The sequence below is a fragment of the Pseudomonas japonica genome (genome assembly GCF_013522925.1).
Classification (GTDB): domain Bacteria; phylum Pseudomonadota; class Gammaproteobacteria; order Pseudomonadales; family Pseudomonadaceae; genus Aquipseudomonas; species Aquipseudomonas japonica_A.
This window is the reverse complement of sequence record NZ_JAAMQU010000013.1, coordinates 1-18345: the sequence shown is the minus strand read 5'-3', so window position 1 is coordinate 18345 and position 18345 is coordinate 1. Positions and strand designations below refer to the sequence as shown.

Genomic DNA, 18345 nt, shown 5'->3' with positions numbered 1-18345 from the left:
CTCTCGATCGGTTCAGGCGCCGAACAGCGCATTGAAAGCGCGGGCGCGGCGGGTGACTTCATTTGCGGTATCGGCGGCGAACAGCGAATGCACGACCGCCAGCAGGTCGGCGCCGCGTTCAAGCAGCAGGGGCGCGTTGTCCAGCGTAATGCCGCCGATGACGCAAATCGGCAGCTTGAGCTGGCGCCGGGCATCGGCCAGCAGGTCGAGGCTGGCGGGCGGCGCTTCCGGTTTGGTGGAGGAGTTGAAAAAGCGGCCGAAGGCAACATAGCTCGCGCCATTGGCGGCGGCTTCACGCGCCAGCTCGAGGTTGGCGTGGCAGGTGGCGCCGATGATCGCGTTGCGGCCAAGCAGGCTGCGTGCCGGAGGCAACGGGCCGTCGGTCTGCCCCAGATGAACGCCAACACCGAGACGGGCGGCCAGCTCGGCGTCGTCGTTGATGATGAGTTGGGTCTTGTAGCCTTCGCAAAGGCGCTTGAGTGTTTCGGCTTCGCGCAGGCGCCGGGCATCTTCCTGGCGTTTGTCCCGATACTGCAGCAGTGTTACGCCGCCATCCAGGGCCGCTTTCACGTAATCGAGAAAATGGCCACTGAGCAACTTGTGGTCGGTGATGGCGTAAAGGCCGCGTAGTTTCATGTCAAACCTCTTGGGGCGTCGAGGAGCGTCCTGCGCCTGGCGTCGCGGATCATCAGGAACAGAAGTCGAGCGGCAGCCGCCGGGGGACGTATTGCCCCTGGCCCAGGCGTTCTGCGTCACGCAGTGTGCGCCAGGTGTAGTCAAGCGCCGAACGCACCGCGCTGGGCAGGGTTTCGCCCAGCGCCAGACGGCCGGCCAAGGCGCTGGCCAGGGTGCACCCAGACCCATGGTAGCTGCCAGGCAGTCGCTGGCAAGTGCGTGTTTCTCGCAGGCCGTTACGGCCGTACAGCCGGTTGTGGATTTCCTGTTCGTCGCCATGGCCGCCCGTGATCAACACATGGGCGCAGTGCTGGAGCAGCCGTTCGGCACAGGCCTCGGCGCTGCCGTCCGGCAGCTCGGCCAGGATGCGTGCCTCGGGAAGGTTAGGCGTGGTGATGGTGGCCAGCGGCAAGATCCGCTCGCGAATGGCATAGCCCACTTCATCCTTGCCCAGCCGCCCACCCCCGCCCGCGCGCAGCACAGGATCGCACACCACCGCAACGCCCGGGTTGGCGAGGATCAGCTCGGCGACGGTATCGACCATTTCCAGCGAGCCGAGCATGCCCAGCTTGATTGCCGCGATAGGCGAGTCGGCCATGACCGCCTGCGCCTGGGCCAGCACCCAGGCGCGGTCCAGCACGCGGAAGTCGATAACGTCCACGGTGTTCTGCACCGTAAGGGCCGTTATCGCGGGCGCGGCGTGACAACCTTGTGCGAGCAAGGCTTCGATATCGGCCTGCAGGCCGGCACCACCGCTCGGGTCATGGCCCGAGAGGCATAGAACAACAGGGCGTGAGGTATAGGTATTCATGGTGCGCGAGCTTACCACCAAAGCCGCCGTGCGGTGCGCGGGGCTGTACCGTTTTGAAGCCTCGCACGCCCTGTTCACGGGTGGCAGCGGTGCATCACAGAGCGGCTGTCGGCAATTGTTGCAAGCAGGATGCAGACGTCGAAGGCTATGGTAGGATGCGGCAAAATTGATAACAGGTTGCCAGCACGTCGACTCAAAGGGAACTGGGGAGGCTTCCCGATGCTGCAGGTGCCTGAACTGGGGCTGTATGCGCTACATTCTCTTTCTGATGCTGTGTTGGTTGCCATCGCTTGCGACCGCCGTCGACTTTGACGACAGTACCCGCAACCTGCCGCTGGGCCGGGAGCTGTCGTACTTCGAAGATAAAACCAGCACCGCGACCATCGAGCAGGTGTTGTCCCAGCCCTTCACGCCCAACACCACCCAGGTGTTGAACGCCGGCTATTCCAGCTCCGCCTTCTGGCTGAAGATCCCGCTGCGCTACCTGCCACGCCAGGATGACAGCGGCGCGCGTACGTGGCTGCTGGAGCTTGCCTACCCGCCGATGGACCACGTCGATCTTTACCTTCAGGATGGCCGCGGCAGCTGGCACCTGGAGGCGAAAACCGGCGATGAATTGCCGTGGGACAGCCGCCCCATTCGCCAGAACAACTACGTGTTCAACGTGCCGCTCAAACCCGGCGAAGCACGCACGGCCTTGATTCGGGTGCAGAGCGAGGGATCGGTGCAGGTGCCATTGTCGCTGTGGTCCGCCGAAGCCTTTCTGGAGGCGCAGCCCGAGCGGCTCTACGTATTCGGCCTGATCTACGGCGTGCTGCTGGTGATGCTGGTCTACAACCTGTTCATTTATTTGAGCGTGCGCGATACCAGCTACCTGTACTACATCCTTTATATCGCCTCGTTCGGCTTGTACCAGGTATCGGTGAACGGGGCAGGTATCCAGTTCTTCTGGCCGAACAACCCTTGGTGGGCCAACGCAGCCACCCCTTTCCTGATCGGCGCCGCGGCCTTTTTTGGCTGCCAGTTTTCCCGGCACTTCCTCCGCACGGCGGGCCACGCACGCTGGCTGGATTGGCTGCTCAAGCTGCTGATGGGCGCGGGGGTCGGGGTGATGGCAATCTCCCTGATGGCGAGCTATGGGCTGGCCTTGCGCCTGGCTACCGGGCTGGCGCTGGTGTTCACCGTGGTGATCTTCAGCGCGGGGATCATTGCCTGGTTCAAGGGGCAGCGGCAGGCGCGTTACTTCATGATCGCCTGGTCGGCGTTTCTGGTGGGCGGCATCGTCAACACCTTGATGGTGCTCGGGCTGCTGCCTAACGTGTTTCTCACCATGTACGCCAGCCAGTTGGGCTCGGCGCTGGAAGTGGCGCTGCTGTCGCTGGCCTTGGCCGATCGCATCAACGTGATGCGTGAGCAACAGGCGCAGGTACTGCTGGATGCCGGCCATAAGCTTGAAGCCCTCAACCAGCGGCTGTCTCAGAGTAATCGCCTGAAGGACGAGTTCCTGGCTACGGTTACCCATGAACTGCGCACGCCAATGAACGGTGTGATCGGGTCCCTGGAGCTGATGCAGACCGTGCCGATGAACGGCGAGCTCAGTTCATATCAGCAAACCGCCACCCGCTCGGCCCGCGACATGATGCGCATGGTCGACGACATTCTGATACTTACCGAGCTGCAAGCCGGCCGGCTGGCGCCGCGGGTGGAACCCTTCCGCCTGCAGGTGTTGCTCGACAGCCTGCACATGCAATTTGTGGCGCAAGCGAATGAAAAAGGCCTGGCGCTGCGTACCGAAGTGGTCCCGGGCGTGCCTGGGGTTCTGCAGGGCGATTTGAAGAAAATGGCGCTGTGCCTGGCCCGCCTGCTGGATAACGCCATCAAGTTCACCCGCGAAGGCGGCGTTACGTTGATGGTGGAGGCCGTGGAACAGCATTACAGCGAAGTGCGTGTGGTGTTTCGAGTGATCGACACTGGCATCGGCTTCAGCCTGGACAGCGATGCGTTGTATCAGCAGTTCTACCAGGTGGATGGTTCGATGACTCGCGAGCACGGCGGCCTTGGAATTGGCCTGGCGATCTGTCGGCAGCTGGCAACGCTGGTGGGCGGAACCCTGAGCCACCAGTCCACGCCGGGTGAAGGCAGCTGCTTTGAATTGACCCTGAGCCTGGGCGTGGACGCACCGCCCGCCGCCCAACCCGTACGCCCCCGTACTGTTGATAGCGAAGGCGCGATGCGGCGGCCGGGCGATTGCCTGGTGGTGATGATCGAAAGTGAGCGGGTGGATCAACTGTTCACGCGTGGCATGCTGCTGCGGCTTGGTTATGAGGTGCGCACGGTAGAAGGCGAAGCTGCGGCGCTCGAAGCCTTGGCTGCTCACCCTGCAGCCGCATTGTTGCTGGACGGCAACGGCCCGTTGGAACCTCTGGTGGAACAGGCGCGGCGGTTACAGCAAATGGCGAGCAATGCCCAATGGAAACTGTTGGCGGTGATCGATAGCGCCGTGGGCACTGATCGCCAACGCTGCCGCGACGCCGGCATCAGCGGCGTCATCGCCCGGCCGGTACGCTTCGAGGCGCTGCAAGCCCTGTTCAGCGAGGTATTGCTGGAAGATGGCCGTGCCGCAGAAAGCGGCCAGCAGTATGGCGGGGCGGCGGGGGGGATGGCTTGACTGCGGGTTGAGATCAATGGCCATGGCCGCTTCGCGACAACTCGTGCTTCACTGAACAAGCACAGCCAATGCCGCGGAGCCTTCCATGAGCCTGCAACGATTCGCCGAAACCCACGAGGTGACCAATCAGCCGCCGGGCTTGGAGGGCGCCAACCTTTATCGCCTGGACATGCCATTGCAGGAGTGGTCGCGCCGCTTCGGTGCGGGTTGGGCGCAGCCGCGGATCGATGCCTATGGGGCCTTGGCGGGCGGGCCGCTGATGGCGGCCGGGTTTCGCGCCAATGAGCACCCGCCGGTATTTCATAGCCATGATCGCTACGGCAACCGGATCGACCTTATAGAATTCCACCCGGCCTACCATCAGCTTATGGCCGCTGCCATCGAGCATGGCCTGCCGTCGTTGCCTTGGCGCGAGCCACAGCCGGGCGCTCACGTGGCGCGGGCGTCGATGACGTACCTGCATACCCAGGCCGAAGCCGGCAGTGGCTGCCCCCTCACCATGACCTTCGCCAGCGTACCCGCCTTGCGCTTGCAGCCGGACCTTGCCGAGCGCTGGCTGCCCAAGGTGCTTTCCACCGAATACGACCCGCGCAATATCGAGATCAGCCAGAAGGCCGGTGCGACCATCGGCATGGCCATGACCGAGAAGCAGGGCGGCACGGATGTGCGCGCCAACACCACCCGCGCGTTCGCCGTAGGCCAGCCAGGGCCGGGGCAGCCGTATGAACTGCTGGGCCACAAATGGTTTTGCTCGGCGCCCATGTGCGACGCCTTCCTTACGTTGGCGTATACCGACGAAGGCTTGAGCTGCTTTTTACTGCCGCGCCATCGGCCGGACGGCACTCGGAACGCGTTTTATATCCAGCGGCTCAAACACAAGCTGGGCAACCAGTCCAACGCCTCCAGCGAGGTGGAATACCGTGGCGCGCTGGCCTGGATGGTGGGCGAGCCCGGTCGGGGAGTGCCGACGATCATCGAAATGGTCGCCATGACCCGTTTCGATTGCATGGTGGGCTCCAGCGCGCTGATGCGTCAGGCCCTCACCCAGGCGATTCACCATTGCGCGCACCGCAGCGTGGGCGGCCGGCCGCTGGTGCAGCAGCCCTTGATGCAGAACGTACTGGCAGACCTGGCGCTGGAGAGCGAAGCCGCCCTGGCCTTGAGCCTGCGCATGGGCCAGGCACTGGACCGGCTGGATAACCCCGGCGAAGCCTTGTTCGCCCGCTTGGTTACAGCGGTGGGTAAATACTGGATCTGCAAGCGAGCGCCGGGAATGATCAACGAAGCCGCCGAATGCCTGGGCGGCGCAGGGTATGTTGAGGACAGCATCCTTCCCCGTCTGTACCGCGAGGCGCCGGTGAATTCAACGTGGGAAGGCTCGGGCAATGTGCAATGCCTGGACGTGCTGCGGGCGCTATCCAAAGAGGCCGGTGTGCTGGACGCTCTGTTCGCCGAACTGGGAGACGGCCATGGCGATCGTCGGCTTGCTACGGCCATTGAACAATTGAAGGGCGAATTGCGTGATACCGCCGAGCTGCCTTATCGAGCCAGGCAACTGACCGAAAACATCGCCCTCACGCTTCAGGCCAAGCTGTTGCTGGAAGCTGGCAACAGCGTTGTCAGCGATGCTTTTATTGCCAGCCGGCTGGAGCAAAGGGCCGGCGCTTATGGCGCCTTGCCCCGGGGTATCGCCGTCGAGCTACTTATCCAGCGATCAGCCCCTGACCTGTAGGAGGGGGCTAAGCCCCCGAATGGCGCTGCGGTCCCACAGGCTATCGGAGAACCGCTGGATCAACCTCCCGCCACGCCCCGGGCGCGAGGCCTTCCAGATCGACCGGCCCGATCCGCACCCGCACCAGGCGCAACGTCGGCAGGCCTACCGCGGCGGTCATGCGCCTCACCTGGCGGTTGCGGCCTTCGCGGATGGTAAGTTCCAGCCAGGCCGTGGGTACGCTCTTGCGAAAACGCACCGGCGGGTTTCGTGGCCACAGGTCGGGCTCGGCGAGCAGCCGCGCCTCGGCGGGCAGTGTGGGGCCGTCATTCAACACCACACCTGCCCGTAGCTGGGCCAGTTGGGCCTCCGCGGGCTCGCCTTCTACCTGCACCCAGTAGGTTTTCGCCAGCTTGTGCTTAGGGTCGGCAATACGCGCCTGAAGGCGACCGTCGTTGGTCAGCAGCAGCAAGCCTTCGCTGTCCCGGTCCAGGCGGCCGGCGGGGTATACACCCGGCATGTCTAGGTAGTTCTTGAGCGTGTCCCGGCCCTGATCGTCGTTGAACTGCGTGAGCACATCGTAGGGTTTGTTGAGCACCACGAGGCGAGGCGCAACAGGCGGAGCCTTGGCAACACGGCGTGGCGGAGGGCGGCGAGTGGGGGCGGGCATAAGGTCAACCAATTGCAGCGGGGCCGATAGCATACCAGCCCCGCTGCGGTCGATCAGCGGAAGGGCGGCTCGTCGAAGCTGCGCAGTTTGCGCGAGTGAAGGGCATTCAGCTGCGTGCGCAACAGGTCAAGCGCGGCAATGCCAATCGTCAAATGCTGGCTAACGGCACGGTTATAGAACGCGTTTGCCGAGCCAGGAAGCTTGATCTCGCTGTGCAGCGGTTTGTCCGATACACACAGTAGCGTGCCGTAAGGCACGCGCAGGCGATAGCCCTGGGCGGCGATGGTGCCGCTTTCCATGTCCACGGCCACCGCCCGGGAAAGGTTGATCAACGGCCGCTCCTGGGCCCAGCGCAGCTCCCAGTTCCGATCGTCGTAGGTCAATACAGTGCCGGTGCGTAGCCGCTTCTTCAGCTCGTCGCCCCGCTCGCCGGTCACTTGCGCGGCGGCTTCCTGAAGGGCCAGTTGCACCTCCGCCAGGGCGGGGATCGGAATATGTGGCGGTACCAGACGGTCCAGAATGCCGTCCCGGCGCATGTAAGCGTGGGCCAGTACATAGTCGCCGATGGTCTGCGAGGCGCGCAGGCCGCCGCAATGGCCGATCATCAGCCAGCAGTGGGGGCGCAGCACGGCCAGGTGGTCGGTGATGTTCTTGGCATTGGATGGCCCCACACCGATATTCACCAGTGTGATGCCGTCGCCATCGGCGGCAATCAGGTGGTACGCCGGCATCTGATAGCGATGCCACACCACGCTGGCCACCAGCGCCTGGGCTTCGCCAGGGTCCATGCCTTTTTCGATCACTACGTTGCCTGGCATGACCATGCGCACGAAGCGGGGGTCGCTTTGCAGTTGCTCCAGGCCGTGTGCCACGAACTGGTCCACATAACGGTGATAGTTGGTGAGCAGAATCCAGGGTTGCACGTGGCGCCAATCGCTGCCGGTGTAGTGCACCAGCCGGCGAAGGCTGAAGTCCACGCGCGCGGCGTCGAACAGTGCCAGCGGCAGGGGATCGGCGTTGGCCCAGTCGTACAGCCCATCGGCGATGCCATCGGTGGCGGCGGACAGGTCGGTGCTGGGGAATACCCGCGCCAAGGCAGCAGCGGTCACGCCCGTGCCGGCCAGCTCATCGCCCTGTTCAACTACGTAGGGATAGGGGATGTTCTGTTGGCTGGCGCCTACTTCCAGCACCACGTCGAAGTCCCGCATCAGCGGCACCAGCTGTTCCAACAGGTATTTGCGGAAGGCTTCAGGCTGGGTCACGGTGACCGAGTAGGTGCCTGGCAGCTGCAATTTGGCATAAGCGCGCGTGGTGCTGGGCACTTCACCATGAGACTGATAGGTGAGCCGCAATTCAGGGTAACGAAACTGGGCCCGCTCTTCGGGGGTGGGCTCGGTGCGGTCTTTGAGGTAGCGCTTGAGGGCCTGGCTGAGCGCGCCAGTTGCACGGTCATGCAGCCAGGCCAGGCGATCCACAACCTGTTCAGGTGTGTTCAAGGTAACGAATGCATCGGCATCGGTGCTCACAGGCGGATCCTTCTCTTCTGGCAAGTCACTATCTTGCCTGTTCCAAAACGTTTTAACAGTACCGCGCGACACAGGCATGACGGTGCTCAGGGGCGAAGGTGCGCCAACGGCAGCTCGGAGCTCGCCAATACCTGGTTGAGCACAAAGCTGGACCGCACGCTGGTGACGCCTTCAATGCGGGTGAGGTGCCCCAGCAGCAATTGCTGGTAATGGTCCATGTCCTGCACCACCACCTTGAGCTGGTAGTCCGCTTCCATTCCGGTGACCAGGCTGCACTCCAGCACCTGCGGAAGGTTGCGCACGGCGGCCTCGAAATTCTCGAAACGCTCCGGCGTATGCCGGTCCATCCCGATCAGCACGTAGGCAGTAAGGTTCAAGCCCAGCTTTTTTCGGTCCAGCAGTGCTACCTGGCGGGTGATATAGCCGTCGTCTTCCAACTGCTTCACCCGGCGGGAGCAGGGCGAAGGGGACAAGCCGATCCGCTCGGCCAACTCCTGATTGGAGATGCGGGCATCGCGCTGTAACTCGGCGAGGATGCTCAGATCGTAACGGTCCAACTTGCCCATGGCACCCACCTGCATTAGTAGAATTGCGGAAGATTATCTGCGCAGGATTTTAAATTGCGCAATAGCCATATTGAAGGGCAATCTTCGCAATCTTCTGCCGCCGGTGGCGCGATAAGCTTTACCCCATGATCACCGCCCGGACATGAGTCCACTGCGAGCCGCCCAATCAGGCCGCTTGCGGCCACCGCCCCCACAGGGTCGAGCTGGCCACCGGGTTGACGCTGGCCCAATCAGGCCGGCTGTAGTGAGCCGCCGCCACAAGCGACGCGCCTGGACGCAGTTCATCAAGGGAGGCCTCGGGGCCTCCTTTTTTTATGGGTGCGATACAGATGCGCGAGCAGTCGCGCGTCATTCATGAAATAAGCGTCACGGCCGATAGCACAACCGAAGCGGCTGTTAGCATGGCCACGAACCGCCCTCGGTTTTCTCAGTCAAACGCTGGTGCACCGCACATAATGAGGATACCCATGAACACCCGCCCGTGGTGCCTTGCCAGTGCTTGCGCACTGAGCCTGTGCCTGGCTTCGCCGACTTTCGCGGACAACAATTCCAGCGCCCAGGACCAATTGCGCGGCGCGGCGCCCAGCCGCCAGGACCATGGCGGTTATCAGGGCCAGGGCCCCTCGCGAAATCAGGAGCGCCCGTCCGGCTCCAATGCGGGGCAAGGCCCTCAGCGCCAACCGCAGCAGGGCTACACGCGGCCGGATAACGATCGGCCAATGAACACTCGGCCAGACGCTCGACCAGACCCACGGCCAGACCCACGGCCAACCAATCGCCCGGACCCTCGCCCCGATAGTGGCCGGCCGGGCCAGAGTTGGCAGAACAACCCTAACGGGAACGACCGCCCCCAACCTCAGCGCCCGGACAACACGCCCCCTATCCATGGCAAGCCCGGTGAAGTGTGGCAAACCCAGTCGCCCCTGCGCGGCAGCTATCCCGACTTGCCCCGGCAGAACGGCAATCGCCAATGGCAAGCCGGGGGTGACCGCGACCGCGATCCTCGCTGGCACAACGACGGCTGGGGGCCCGGCCCTCAGTATCGCCCTGGGCAGCGCATAGACCGCTTCCCCGGTGACCACTACCGAGTTCCATACCGTGGGGGCGACTACTTCTATTCCAGCGGATACTGGTACCGGCCCAATGGTCCGGGCTATGTCGTGGTCGCGCCACCGCGTGGGATTCGGGTGCGCTACCTGCCGGACTACGCCACCCGCGTGTGGATCGGCGGTGGCATGTTCTTCCTGGCGGCGGGCACCTACTATCAGTGGGTCAACGAAACCCAGGAATACGTGGTGGTCGACGCACCTGCCGCGCCCATCCAGTCGCAGCCGCAACCCGTACCACAGCCTGTGGCGGCACCGAGCGGGTATGACGTTGCGTTCTACCCCGCCAATGGGCAGACGCCTTCGCAAATGGAGCGGGATCGGTACGACTGCCAGCGTTGGGCCGCACAGCAGACCGGCTTCGACCCCGCTACTGCCACCTACGCGCCCTCCGATCAGGTGGTGTACCTGTTCCGGCAGAACATGGCCAATTGCTTGAGCAGCCGCGGTTACGGCCTCAACTGAGCGGGGTGAACGGCTTCTTCAGGGTCGGCGTGAACCAGCACTTCGGCCTTGGGGAATTTCGCGATGATCGCGGCTTCGGCCTGTTCGCACAGCGCATGGGCCGCGGACAGTGACAGCTGCCCGGGAAGCTCCAGGTGCAGCTGAACGAACCAGTGCTGGCCTGACATCCGCGTGCGCAGGTCATGGGCGCCCAGCACGCCCGGGACTGCACACGCGAGCGCAAGCATCTGTTCGCCAACGTCGGGATCAAGCTCCTGATCCATCAGGATGGCCGAGCTCTCCTTGGCGATCTGATAGGCGCTCCACAGGATATAAATCGAGATAGCCAGGCCGAACAGCGCATCCACCTGCGGGTAGCCCCAGCCGGCAAGCACCAGTGCCAGCAGGATGCTGCCGTTGAGCATCAGGTCGGACCGGTAATGCAGGGAATCGGCGCGCACAGCGGTAGAGCCGGTTTCCTTTACCACTTTGTGCTGGAGAATCAGCAGCCCCACCGTGAGCACCAGTGACAGCACCATCACGGCAATGCCTATTCCGGCCTCGCCGATGGGCTCTGGCGTGCGCAAACGCTCAGCCGCCTGGATTGCGATGAACACCGCGCTCACGCCAATGAACAGTGCCTGGCCCATGCCGGCGAGGGCCTCGGCCTTGCCATGCCCGTAGCGGTGGTCGTCGTCTGCGGGGCGCAGCGAATAGTGAACCGCCAGCAAGTTGAGGAAGGACGCCGCCCCATCCAGCACCGAGTCGGTCAGCCCGGCCAGCAGGCTGACCGAGCCGCTCAAGTACCAGGCAATGGCCTTGCACAGGATAAGCACCGTTGCCACGCCCAGCGACGCGCGGGTTGCCAGGCGTAGCAGGCGGCGATGGCGGGGGGCGACGACCATGCGATCAGGCTGCCGGGCGCAGGCCGTACGCCGCCAGTTGCTCGACGCTGCCGTGGTGTTGGATCAGGCGCGGGTCGTCCAGCGGCAAGTGCTTGCCCAGCTGGCTTTCCAGAATGGCTTGCAAGCGCTTGTTGTCCACGCTGCCATCGGGCTTGACCGCGCCCTTGAGCAGATCAGGATCGACCTGCGCATGGGTGCCGCCCGGAAGGTAGATAGCGCCGGTGGCGAAGTCCACGCCAAAGGCGATCAGGCCTGGAATCACATAGAACAGAATGCCGATGGCATCGAGGGCGGCGACTACCGGGTCGATCTTGCCTTCGATCTGCCCACGGCGGTCAGGCCAGAACAAGGTGCCGCACGCGGTGAGCTGAGTGAACACCGAAATAACCAGAACACTGCCGATCATACGAGTAGGGAAACGCATGAATTTCTCCTGGGGTTAAAAGGCTCGGCCATTCGCATAAATGGCCGCTACCGACAACTACGACCATGGTCGGGCCGTTGCGGTTCGCCGTTATACCTTGCGGCTTGGTGGGGGGCCAGTGACGTGTGCTTGTCGATGGGAGCGGGAGGGTTGGAGGCAAGGTCGCTATAATCGCCAGCCTACCAGGAGCCCCCATGACCCCGCTGCCCATCGACACCGTATTACCCGATCTACGCAGCGCCCTGCGTACCCGCCACGAAGCCGTGCTCGAAGCCCCGCCCGGCGCGGGTAAAACCACCCGGGTACCCTTGGCGTTGCTGGAGGAGGCCTGGCTGAGCGGCCAGACCATCCTCATGCTCGAGCCTCGCCGCCTTGCCGCGCGAGCCGCAGCGGAGCGGTTGGCCAGTGAGTTGGGTGAGAAGGTGGGCGAGACGGTGGGCTACCGCATACGCCTCGAAAGCCGGGTTGGCCCGCGCACCCGCATCGAGGTGGTAACGGAGGGCATCCTGGCGCGGCGGCTGCAGGATGATCCGGCCCTCGAAGGGGTAGGGCTGGTCATTTTCGATGAATTCCATGTTTTGCCATTTGCACCAAAATAACCTGTATTTTGTCAAAAGACACCTTTCACCCAGCTTCTGCTTTGGCGCTACGCCTGTGGCACCATTACCGCCATCCTTCCCCATCAAGCGATACCTTCGGCCCTTAGCCTCATCACCCTGCGCACCTCTGGCCCAGACTTCTGCCTCATCGCGATCCATCTCGTAACTCAAGATCATTTCTGCAATGAAATTTGCCAGGACGACGCATGATCAAGCCTAAGGCCAGTGGTAAAAGCCCACGCGTCTTACCTCAAAGCGTGGCCCTTTCTTAGCTACGACAATGCAAAGATCTCCCGCTTCTGCTGGGAGCTTGGCTTCTTTCCCCCGGCGTCTCCGCACATTCTCCGTGCGAAGTCAGGATTAGAGGCACTGACGCATTGGTGCCGCATGCCACATCAGAGGCGTTGCATAAGGCAGGCGCAGTACGATGTGCGCAGACCAAAGTCTGTGCAAGCTTTCCGCCAACGGCATCTGGATGTGCCAGACCTATTCGAAACTGATTGGCCTGACGACTTGGATGCAGCGGTGATATCTGGGTGAATGATCCCATCATGAAGACTCTGTCGTCTGCGGGGCGATCCTCTTTTAAACAAGTTGGCTTGCTGATCCTCGATGAGTCGCGCTAGCTGCTAACTCGAAAGAAGACGTCATCTTTTCATTCGCGAATCCCGGACTCTTTCATCACAGCTTACGGGGCTGAACCACGTCTATACCTAGGGCGGCGTATACTGCTTCCCGCACTGGGGAGCCAAGATGATTTCTCTACCTATTGACCCTGTATTACCAGATTTACAAAAGGCCTTGACCGAACGCCACGAAGTAATCCTTGAAGCTCCTCCTGGCGCTGGCAAGACCACTCGGGTGCCCCTAGCGCTGCTGAACGAACCTTGGCTTGGTGACCAGAAGATCCTTATGCTCGAGCCCCGTCGACTGGCCGCTCGGGCGGCTGCTGAGCGGTTGGCGAGTGAACTCGGTGAGAAGGTTGGTGAGACCGTCGGCTACCGCATTCGACTTGAAAGCAGGGTAGGCCCGCGTACCCAGATCGAGGTCGTCACCGAAGGTATCCTCGCTCGCCGGCTCCAAGACGATCCTGCACTGGATGGTGTGGGCGTGGTTATCTTTGATGAATACCACCTGCGAAACCTTGACTCAGACCTTGCGCTGGCCCTGTGCTTGAGTGGCCGCGAATTGCTGCGCGATGAGCCTCCGCTGAAATTGCTTCTGATGTCCGCAACACTGGAGGGGGCTCGCCTTTCCAAAGTGCTGAATGATGCGCCTGTGGTCACCAGTGAAGGGCGGACGTATCCGGTCTCCACGGTTTGGTGTAACCCCTATCAACCGGGCGAGCGAATCGATGCGCGAGTCACCGACACATGCTTGGCCGCCATCAATGAACAGTCAGGAAGCATTCTGGTTTTCCTTCCTGGGCAGGCAGAGATTAGGCGGGTGGCGGAGACCCTTAAGGAGCAACTAAGCGGCTGCCCAGACGTGATCGTATGTCCGCTGTACGGTGACCTCGATTTGAACACTCAGCGGGCTGCAATAAACCCGGCACCCAAGGGCTCGCGGAAGATCGTACTAGCCACGAACATCGCCGAGACCAGTTTGACCATCGAAGGCGTCAGGGTCGTGGTGGACAGTGGTCTTGAGCGAGTACCGAAGTTCGATCCTCGTAGTGGGATGACTCGATTAGACACACAGCGTATCTCGAAGGCCAGCGCGACTCAGCGAGCAGGGCGGGCAGGGCGGCTGGAGCCAGGTGTCTGCTATCGCCTATGGTCGGAATCGCAGCACGAGCAAATGGCAGGCTACAGCACCCCTGAGATCCTGCAGGCGGATCTTGCAGCCCTCGCTCTCCAGTTGGCCCGGTGGGGAATGAAGCCGGAGGAGATGACCTGGCTCGACCACCCTCCATCAGCTCCCTTCTCCCAAGCCAAAGACCTGCTGAAGCGTCTGGGCGCACTCGACGATGCTGGACAGCTCACACCGCACGGATCAGCCATGAGCGAGCTTCCAATGCATCCCCGAATCGCTCATATGCTCATCAAAGGCAACGCGATGGGCCTGGATGACCTAGCGTGCAACATCGCGGCGCTGCTCGGTGAAAAGGACATCCTGCGCGGAGCCGGAGCCGACCTCCACACCAGGCTAAGTGCCTTATTAGGCGAGCAACATGCACGTCGAGGCGGTGGCTTGTTTCAGCGGGTGAAGGAGTCTGCTCGGCAGTACCGATCTCTGCTACGTGGGAAGGCGTCTAGCTCCGTCAGTGAGCCTGATCACCCACACTGGGTAGGGTGCCTACTAGCGTTCGCCTATCCTGACCGAATTGGCCTCCAAAGGCGTGCAACTGCATCCGAATACCGTCTCTCCAACGGGCGGGCAGCCGTGTTCCCAGAGCCTGATGCTCTCACCAAGCACGAGTGGCTGGTGGTAGCCGATCTGGGTAGCCGGCAAGGCCAGCGTGAGGAGCGGATCTACCTGGCAAGTGACCTTGATCCGGCCCTGTTTGATGACGAACTGGCTGATCTTGTGAGGTCTGTCGATGAGGTCGACTGGGATGAAAGGGAGGGGGTGCTTAAGGCTGAGCGGCAGCTGAAGGTGGGGCAGTTGGTATTGTCCACTACACCGCTGACAAATCTGGACGAGCAGGCACGTTCGCTCGCCTTGGTCAACTTGGTGAGGCGCAAGGGCATCGAACTCTTACCCTGGAATACTGAGCTTCGGCATTGGCAGGCGCGGGTGGAGCTGCTTCGCCGGCTCGATCTCCAAAATGGCCAGGCAGAAAGCAAATGGCCTGACCTCAGTGATACCAACCTCCTGAGGACGCTGGAGGAATGGCTCCTTCCTTACTTGGGCAAAGTTACCAGGCTCAGCCACTTCAGCCAGTTGGATCTGTCTTCAATAGTCAGAAATCTCCTGCCTTGGCCGCTACCACAGGAACTGGAGGCCCAGGCGCCCCAGGCGATTCAAGTGCCGTCCGGCTCGAGTATTCGTATTGATTACTCGCAGCATCCCCCCATCCTGGCTGTGCGGCTGCAGGAGCTTTTTGGCCTGGCTGAAACTCCCCGCATAGCCCAGGGCAAGCAGCCACTGGTGCTGCATCTCCTATCGCCGGCCCGCAGGCCTGTACAGGTGACCCAGGATCTCGCCAACTTTTGGCGCAGTACCTATGCAGAGGTAAAGAAGGATCTTAAGGGCCGATACCCAAAGCACCATTGGCCCGAAGATCCATTGGTGGCCGAGGCAACTGCTCGCGCTAAACCGAAAGGAACCTAGACGGACGACTTCCGATCGAAGCGCAGTCAGCCAAGCACATTGGCTGGCTGATTTTCCGCAAACTGGGGCGACTAATTGATTGGCTCGAGATCACGCTCAAGCATCCCTAGGAATTTTCGATCAAGCCTGATGCATAACCCCTCGGATGCAAACTTTGTCGCCAGATCGACCTTCCAGGTGCGACAGTGACCGGCTCGACTCAACCGCCTCCGTTCACATCCCTGGATTTTTTCCAATAGTCTCGAACCGTCGTTAATGCCAAGCCAAGCTGAGCCGCTACCTGATACTGCTTCATCCCAGTTGCTTTCAGTGAAAGGACAGCGGCCTCGTTATCCGCATTGAGAGGCTTGCCACGTGTTCGTCTTATTAGATTGCCGTTGTCATCGAATTGCTCGGCCAGCGTTTTCATACCGCCTTCCGCTTCGAACGCATTGATATGAGTGAGGGCCCGGGCGATGACTGCCTCCGCAGGCTCGCCTCGTTTTTGCGCGATGGAGATGGCGAGCATAGCGATGGGGTCGACGTCGAGGCTATCCGCAACCTGCTCGAGCCGTTCGATCGTGATGCTCGTTTTAGCGTTTTCGAGAGCGCTGATTTTTGTTCGATCTGTGGCTTCAGATAGGTCGGCGTATCGAGCTCTGCGGACAAGACGAAAAGCCCGCAGTGCACCAGCGAATGCGTCCCTGAGATCCATTGGCCACCCAAAATTCAGGATATAGCCACGTTCGGCTTTGCGGATAAACAGCAAAACAATGTATTATCCGTTTACCCAGCTCTCTCCAGATGATGCTCAGCGTAGAAAGGATGGTTGGGCGCCGAGGCTTCCTCGAAACCTCCCTTTTGCAGTGTTGAAAAATGGCCGTTGCGGATATCTGGCTTTGGCGGCTGCACCGCCCTAACACGACTAGGGGGTAAGTTTGCTTCATCGGCGCAGTAGCTGCTGAGCGATGACCTAGGTTGGAAGAGCTTCACTACCTCGACCGCGTACAGGCACAAGGACAGAGAGCGCAGTACCGTGCACATATCGTTTTTCAAGCTGTAGGAGCACCAGTGTTTTCAATTCACAACGACGCAGTGCTCGGCATCCCCGGGCTGTTTGGTGAGGATTGCTTCAGGGTAAAAGCCGTTGAGCTTCCGGGAACGCTTGCCTGGTACCACCTGGATATTGTCCAGGCGGACGAGGCGGGCATGCGACGCTACCGGAGAATGTGCCCGGACATTAGGTCACTCAATGATTCCATCAGAAGCCTTGAAGACGACCACACGATTCTCTCTATGCAGATCGTTCTACCTCAGTCCGGAGACGAAGCGGCCTGGGAAATGCGCTCCGTCACAGCTCTCAAGGTTGGTTACGAACATGATGGACGACAGGTTGTCGTTCACGAACTGCAGGATGGTTCGGTGGTAACCGAACCTCATACGCTTTCGTCGGCAAGCGAGTTACACCGAGTCAAGACCCTTTATCGTTCTGCCCATTCCCTTAGCTCGTAACGTCGATGGACACCTCTATGGCAATCGCATCATCTCGACTTCCCGAATATGTGAGACGTCCGTTGACAGCAGAGGAGGAGCGTAACGTCGACTTCGTCCCTCTTCTATGTGATGTCGAAAAGCTGACCGCCATCCTCTGCCAAGCCTTCATCATGGAAGGAACAGCTGTCGGGTACGTGTATGGACACGTTGATCAAGACGCGCCTGGTTCACGTCGTTTACATGAGGGGGCAATCTTTCGCTCAAAGGTTTTGTCATTCGCCGTGCCGCTCGGGCGCTTCTGGCTACTGTGCAGCGAGGAGGAGCGTTTCCTGGTTTTAAGTTGGGAAGAGTCTCTTGAGTACGCAACCTCGGTGGAAGACGGCGTTGAGTATATTGATCCTGAGGTTGCGCTGACTAACCGGCAGTGGCGAAAGGGGTTCCGCCTATAGCTGCGACGCTGCTTCGTCAATCGAGATCTGCATTGATCGACGTTAATGCATCCATCTCGGCTACCAGATTGGAAACGCCCAAACCGGCCCGAGCAAAGGCCATCTGTATTGTATGCAGGCATAGGTATGTGTGACGCCGCCCCGATATGATCAACTGAATTGAAAATGCCTGAACTGAATATCAACGCCCTCCTGCGCGTGCGACTCACTGAGAAGCAGCTTTCCCTTCTTGCTGATGCCTACAACGATTTTGCAGGCAAAGCTGTCACCGGTTTCATCAGTGACGCCTTTGTGTCCCATGGCGCTGTCATTGGAGTGGTCTACGGGCACGTGCGGAAGACCGCGGACGGTACCTTCATGGATGGCCATGTCATCCATACCTCGATGCTACTCAAGGCGTGGCAAATCGGTTGCTTCAGCGCGGTGCAAACGCGCAACAGCCTCTACATTGTTGCCTCGTGGCGAGCAGGTGCGGATGAAGCGATTTTCGAAAGCGAGGGCGGAAACTCTGCTACGGCTGGAGACTTCCCTCAACTGACCTTGCACTGAGGTTGGAGGGCTTCGCTGTTGAAGCGTGAAAAGACATTCCCACTCCCTAGGCCGCTTTCCCCTTTGCAATGTCGGCTAACCGTTCAGGCCGGGGAATGCTTCGCAGGGTATCTGGTGGACTTTTACCTGTGTGATGTGTTCATCAGCGGGACGAGCGCCGTCGGCATCATTTCTAGGAATCAAGAGCGGATCACGTCAAGGTTCTTCCAGATCGGCTGCATAACCCGAACGGATGGAATCAAGGCAGCCTGGAGAAACAACAGTTTCTGGCTGCTAGAGACGCGTGTATTTTCCTACGTGATTGTTGAGTGGCGGGGCGGTGTGCCAGACAACCCTTGGGGAGCGCTGCCATGTAGTGGTCAACTGATCCCGGACACTGAATTGAGTTTTTCCTCAGCGACCGCCGGCGCTAGCCCTTCGTTGAACTGATGCGGTCGCCGCCAGTTGTATCGCTCCATCAGGAACCGGCTGATATCCTGTTGCGCTAGCGAAG

15 protein-coding genes and 2 pseudogenes are annotated in these 18345 nt (G+C 61.1%); 8 read left to right on the top strand and 9 right to left on the bottom strand.

Annotated features, from left to right (window positions below; all coding sequences use genetic code 11):
• Positions 1–12: 12 nt before the first annotated feature.
• On the bottom strand, positions 13–636 hold the full coding sequence (thiE, locus tag G7016_RS19665) for a thiamine phosphate synthase (protein ID WP_181117408.1): 624 nt from the start codon (positions 634–636) through the stop codon (positions 13–15).
• A 52-nt stretch (positions 637–688) separates the two neighbouring features.
• The gene (locus tag G7016_RS19660; protein WP_181117407.1) at positions 689–1486 is read right to left on the bottom strand and encodes a hydroxymethylpyrimidine/phosphomethylpyrimidine kinase; all 798 of its coding nucleotides are present in this window, start codon (positions 1484–1486) and stop codon (positions 689–691) included.
• A 247-nt stretch (positions 1487–1733) separates the two neighbouring features.
• Here G7016_RS19660 and G7016_RS19655 point away from each other — a divergent pair, with 247 nt between their 5' ends.
• Positions 1734–4154 (top strand): hybrid sensor histidine kinase/response regulator, encoded by a 2421-nt coding sequence (locus tag G7016_RS19655; RefSeq protein WP_181117406.1) that lies wholly within the window; start codon positions 1734–1736, stop codon positions 4152–4154.
• Between the two features lie 85 nt (positions 4155–4239).
• Positions 4240–5886 (top strand): acyl-CoA dehydrogenase family protein, encoded by a 1647-nt coding sequence (locus G7016_RS19650; RefSeq protein WP_181117405.1) that lies wholly within the window; start codon positions 4240–4242, stop codon positions 5884–5886.
• 40 nt (positions 5887–5926) lie between these two features.
• On the opposite strand, the gene G7016_RS19645 is transcribed toward G7016_RS19650, so the two are convergent.
• The 3 genes from G7016_RS19645 to G7016_RS19635 form a co-directional block, all read right to left on the bottom strand.
• A complete protein-coding gene (locus G7016_RS19645) occupies positions 5927–6535 on the bottom strand; it encodes a pseudouridine synthase (RefSeq protein ID WP_181117404.1) in 609 nt (202 codons plus the stop codon).
• A gap of 53 nt (positions 6536–6588) precedes the next feature.
• Entirely contained in the window at positions 6589–8061 is a 1473-nt protein-coding gene (gene amn / locus G7016_RS19640) for an AMP nucleosidase (RefSeq protein ID WP_375139197.1), read from the bottom strand.
• 86 nt (positions 8062–8147) lie between these two features.
• Entirely contained in the window at positions 8148–8627 is a 480-nt protein-coding gene (locus G7016_RS19635; protein ID WP_181117402.1) for an Lrp/AsnC family transcriptional regulator, read from the bottom strand.
• A 467-nt stretch (positions 8628–9094) separates the two neighbouring features.
• Between G7016_RS19635 and G7016_RS19630 the strand changes: the two genes are divergently transcribed.
• A complete protein-coding gene (locus G7016_RS19630; RefSeq protein WP_181117401.1) occupies positions 9095–10198 on the top strand; it encodes a DUF6515 family protein in 1104 nt (367 codons plus the stop codon).
• Here the strand turns inward: G7016_RS19630 and G7016_RS19625 are convergent.
• Both G7016_RS19625 and G7016_RS19620 read right to left on the bottom strand, forming a co-directional pair.
• On the bottom strand, positions 10183–11082 hold the full coding sequence (locus tag G7016_RS19625) for a cation diffusion facilitator family transporter (RefSeq protein WP_181117400.1): 900 nt from the start codon (positions 11080–11082) through the stop codon (positions 10183–10185). The two genes, G7016_RS19630 and G7016_RS19625, sit on opposite strands and share 16 nt — an antisense overlap.
• A gap of 4 nt (positions 11083–11086) precedes the next feature.
• Entirely contained in the window at positions 11087–11506 is a 420-nt protein-coding gene (locus G7016_RS19620) for a polyribonucleotide nucleotidyltransferase (RefSeq protein ID WP_181117399.1), read from the bottom strand.
• A gap of 194 nt (positions 11507–11700) precedes the next feature.
• On the opposite strand from G7016_RS19620, the pseudogene G7016_RS19615 reads away from it, so the two are divergent.
• Together G7016_RS19615 and hrpB are read left to right on the top strand one after the other, a co-directional pair.
• Positions 11701–12081 (top strand): annotated as a pseudogene (locus tag G7016_RS19615) (DEAD/DEAH box helicase); the annotation flags it as partial.
• A 777-nt stretch (positions 12082–12858) separates the two neighbouring features.
• Positions 12859–15381 carry an ATP-dependent helicase HrpB gene (hrpB, locus tag G7016_RS19610; protein ID WP_181117397.1) on the top strand — a complete coding sequence of 841 codons (2523 nt, stop codon included), beginning with the start codon at positions 12859–12861 and terminating at the stop codon, positions 15379–15381.
• Positions 15382–15580: 199 nt separating this feature from the next.
• Here hrpB and G7016_RS19605 read toward each other — a convergent pair whose 3' ends face one another.
• The gene (locus tag G7016_RS19605) at positions 15581–16129 is read right to left on the bottom strand and encodes a helix-turn-helix domain-containing protein (protein WP_258195255.1); all 549 of its coding nucleotides are present in this window, start codon (positions 16127–16129) and stop codon (positions 15581–15583) included.
• 302 nt (positions 16130–16431) lie between these two features.
• On the opposite strand from G7016_RS19605, the gene G7016_RS19600 reads away from it, so the two are divergent.
• From G7016_RS19600 to G7016_RS19590, 3 genes are all read left to right on the top strand, one after another.
• The gene (locus tag G7016_RS19600) at positions 16432–16872 is read left to right on the top strand and encodes a hypothetical protein (protein WP_181117396.1); all 441 of its coding nucleotides are present in this window, start codon (positions 16432–16434) and stop codon (positions 16870–16872) included.
• 17 nt (positions 16873–16889) lie between these two features.
• On the top strand, positions 16890–17303 hold the full coding sequence (locus G7016_RS19595) for a hypothetical protein (protein WP_181117395.1): 414 nt from the start codon (positions 16890–16892) through the stop codon (positions 17301–17303).
• Between the two features lie 165 nt (positions 17304–17468).
• On the top strand, positions 17469–17852 hold the full coding sequence (locus G7016_RS19590; protein WP_181117394.1) for a hypothetical protein: 384 nt from the start codon (positions 17469–17471) through the stop codon (positions 17850–17852).
• A gap of 359 nt (positions 17853–18211) precedes the next feature.
• Here the strand turns inward: G7016_RS19590 and G7016_RS19585 are convergent.
• Positions 18212–18345: pseudogene (locus G7016_RS19585) on the bottom strand (IS3 family transposase); the annotation flags it as partial.

Coding starts and splice junctions, on each gene's coding strand:
- G7016_RS19645 (WP_181117404.1), bottom strand. CDS start 6,535: ATGCCCGCCCCCACTCGCCGCCCTCCGCCACGCCGTGTTGCCAAGGCT.
- G7016_RS19620 (WP_181117399.1), bottom strand. CDS start 11,506: ATGCGTTTCCCTACTCGTATGATCGGCAGTGTTCTGGTTATTTCGGTG.
- thiE (WP_181117408.1), bottom strand. CDS start 636: ATGAAACTACGCGGCCTTTACGCCATCACCGACCACAAGTTGCTCAGT.
- G7016_RS19660 (WP_181117407.1), bottom strand. CDS start 1,486: ATGAATACCTATACCTCACGCCCTGTTGTTCTATGCCTCTCGGGCCAT.
- G7016_RS19655 (WP_181117406.1), top strand. CDS start 1,734: ATGCGCTACATTCTCTTTCTGATGCTGTGTTGGTTGCCATCGCTTGCG.
- G7016_RS19630 (WP_181117401.1), top strand. CDS start 9,095: ATGAACACCCGCCCGTGGTGCCTTGCCAGTGCTTGCGCACTGAGCCTG.
- G7016_RS19590 (WP_181117394.1), top strand. CDS start 17,469: ATGCCTGAACTGAATATCAACGCCCTCCTGCGCGTGCGACTCACTGAG.
- G7016_RS19625 (WP_181117400.1), bottom strand. CDS start 11,082: ATGGTCGTCGCCCCCCGCCATCGCCGCCTGCTACGCCTGGCAACCCGC.
- G7016_RS19650 (WP_181117405.1), top strand. CDS start 4,240: ATGAGCCTGCAACGATTCGCCGAAACCCACGAGGTGACCAATCAGCCG.
- hrpB (WP_181117397.1), top strand. CDS start 12,859: ATGATTTCTCTACCTATTGACCCTGTATTACCAGATTTACAAAAGGCC.
- G7016_RS19595 (WP_181117395.1), top strand. CDS start 16,890: ATGGCAATCGCATCATCTCGACTTCCCGAATATGTGAGACGTCCGTTG.
- G7016_RS19635 (WP_181117402.1), bottom strand. CDS start 8,627: ATGGGCAAGTTGGACCGTTACGATCTGAGCATCCTCGCCGAGTTACAG.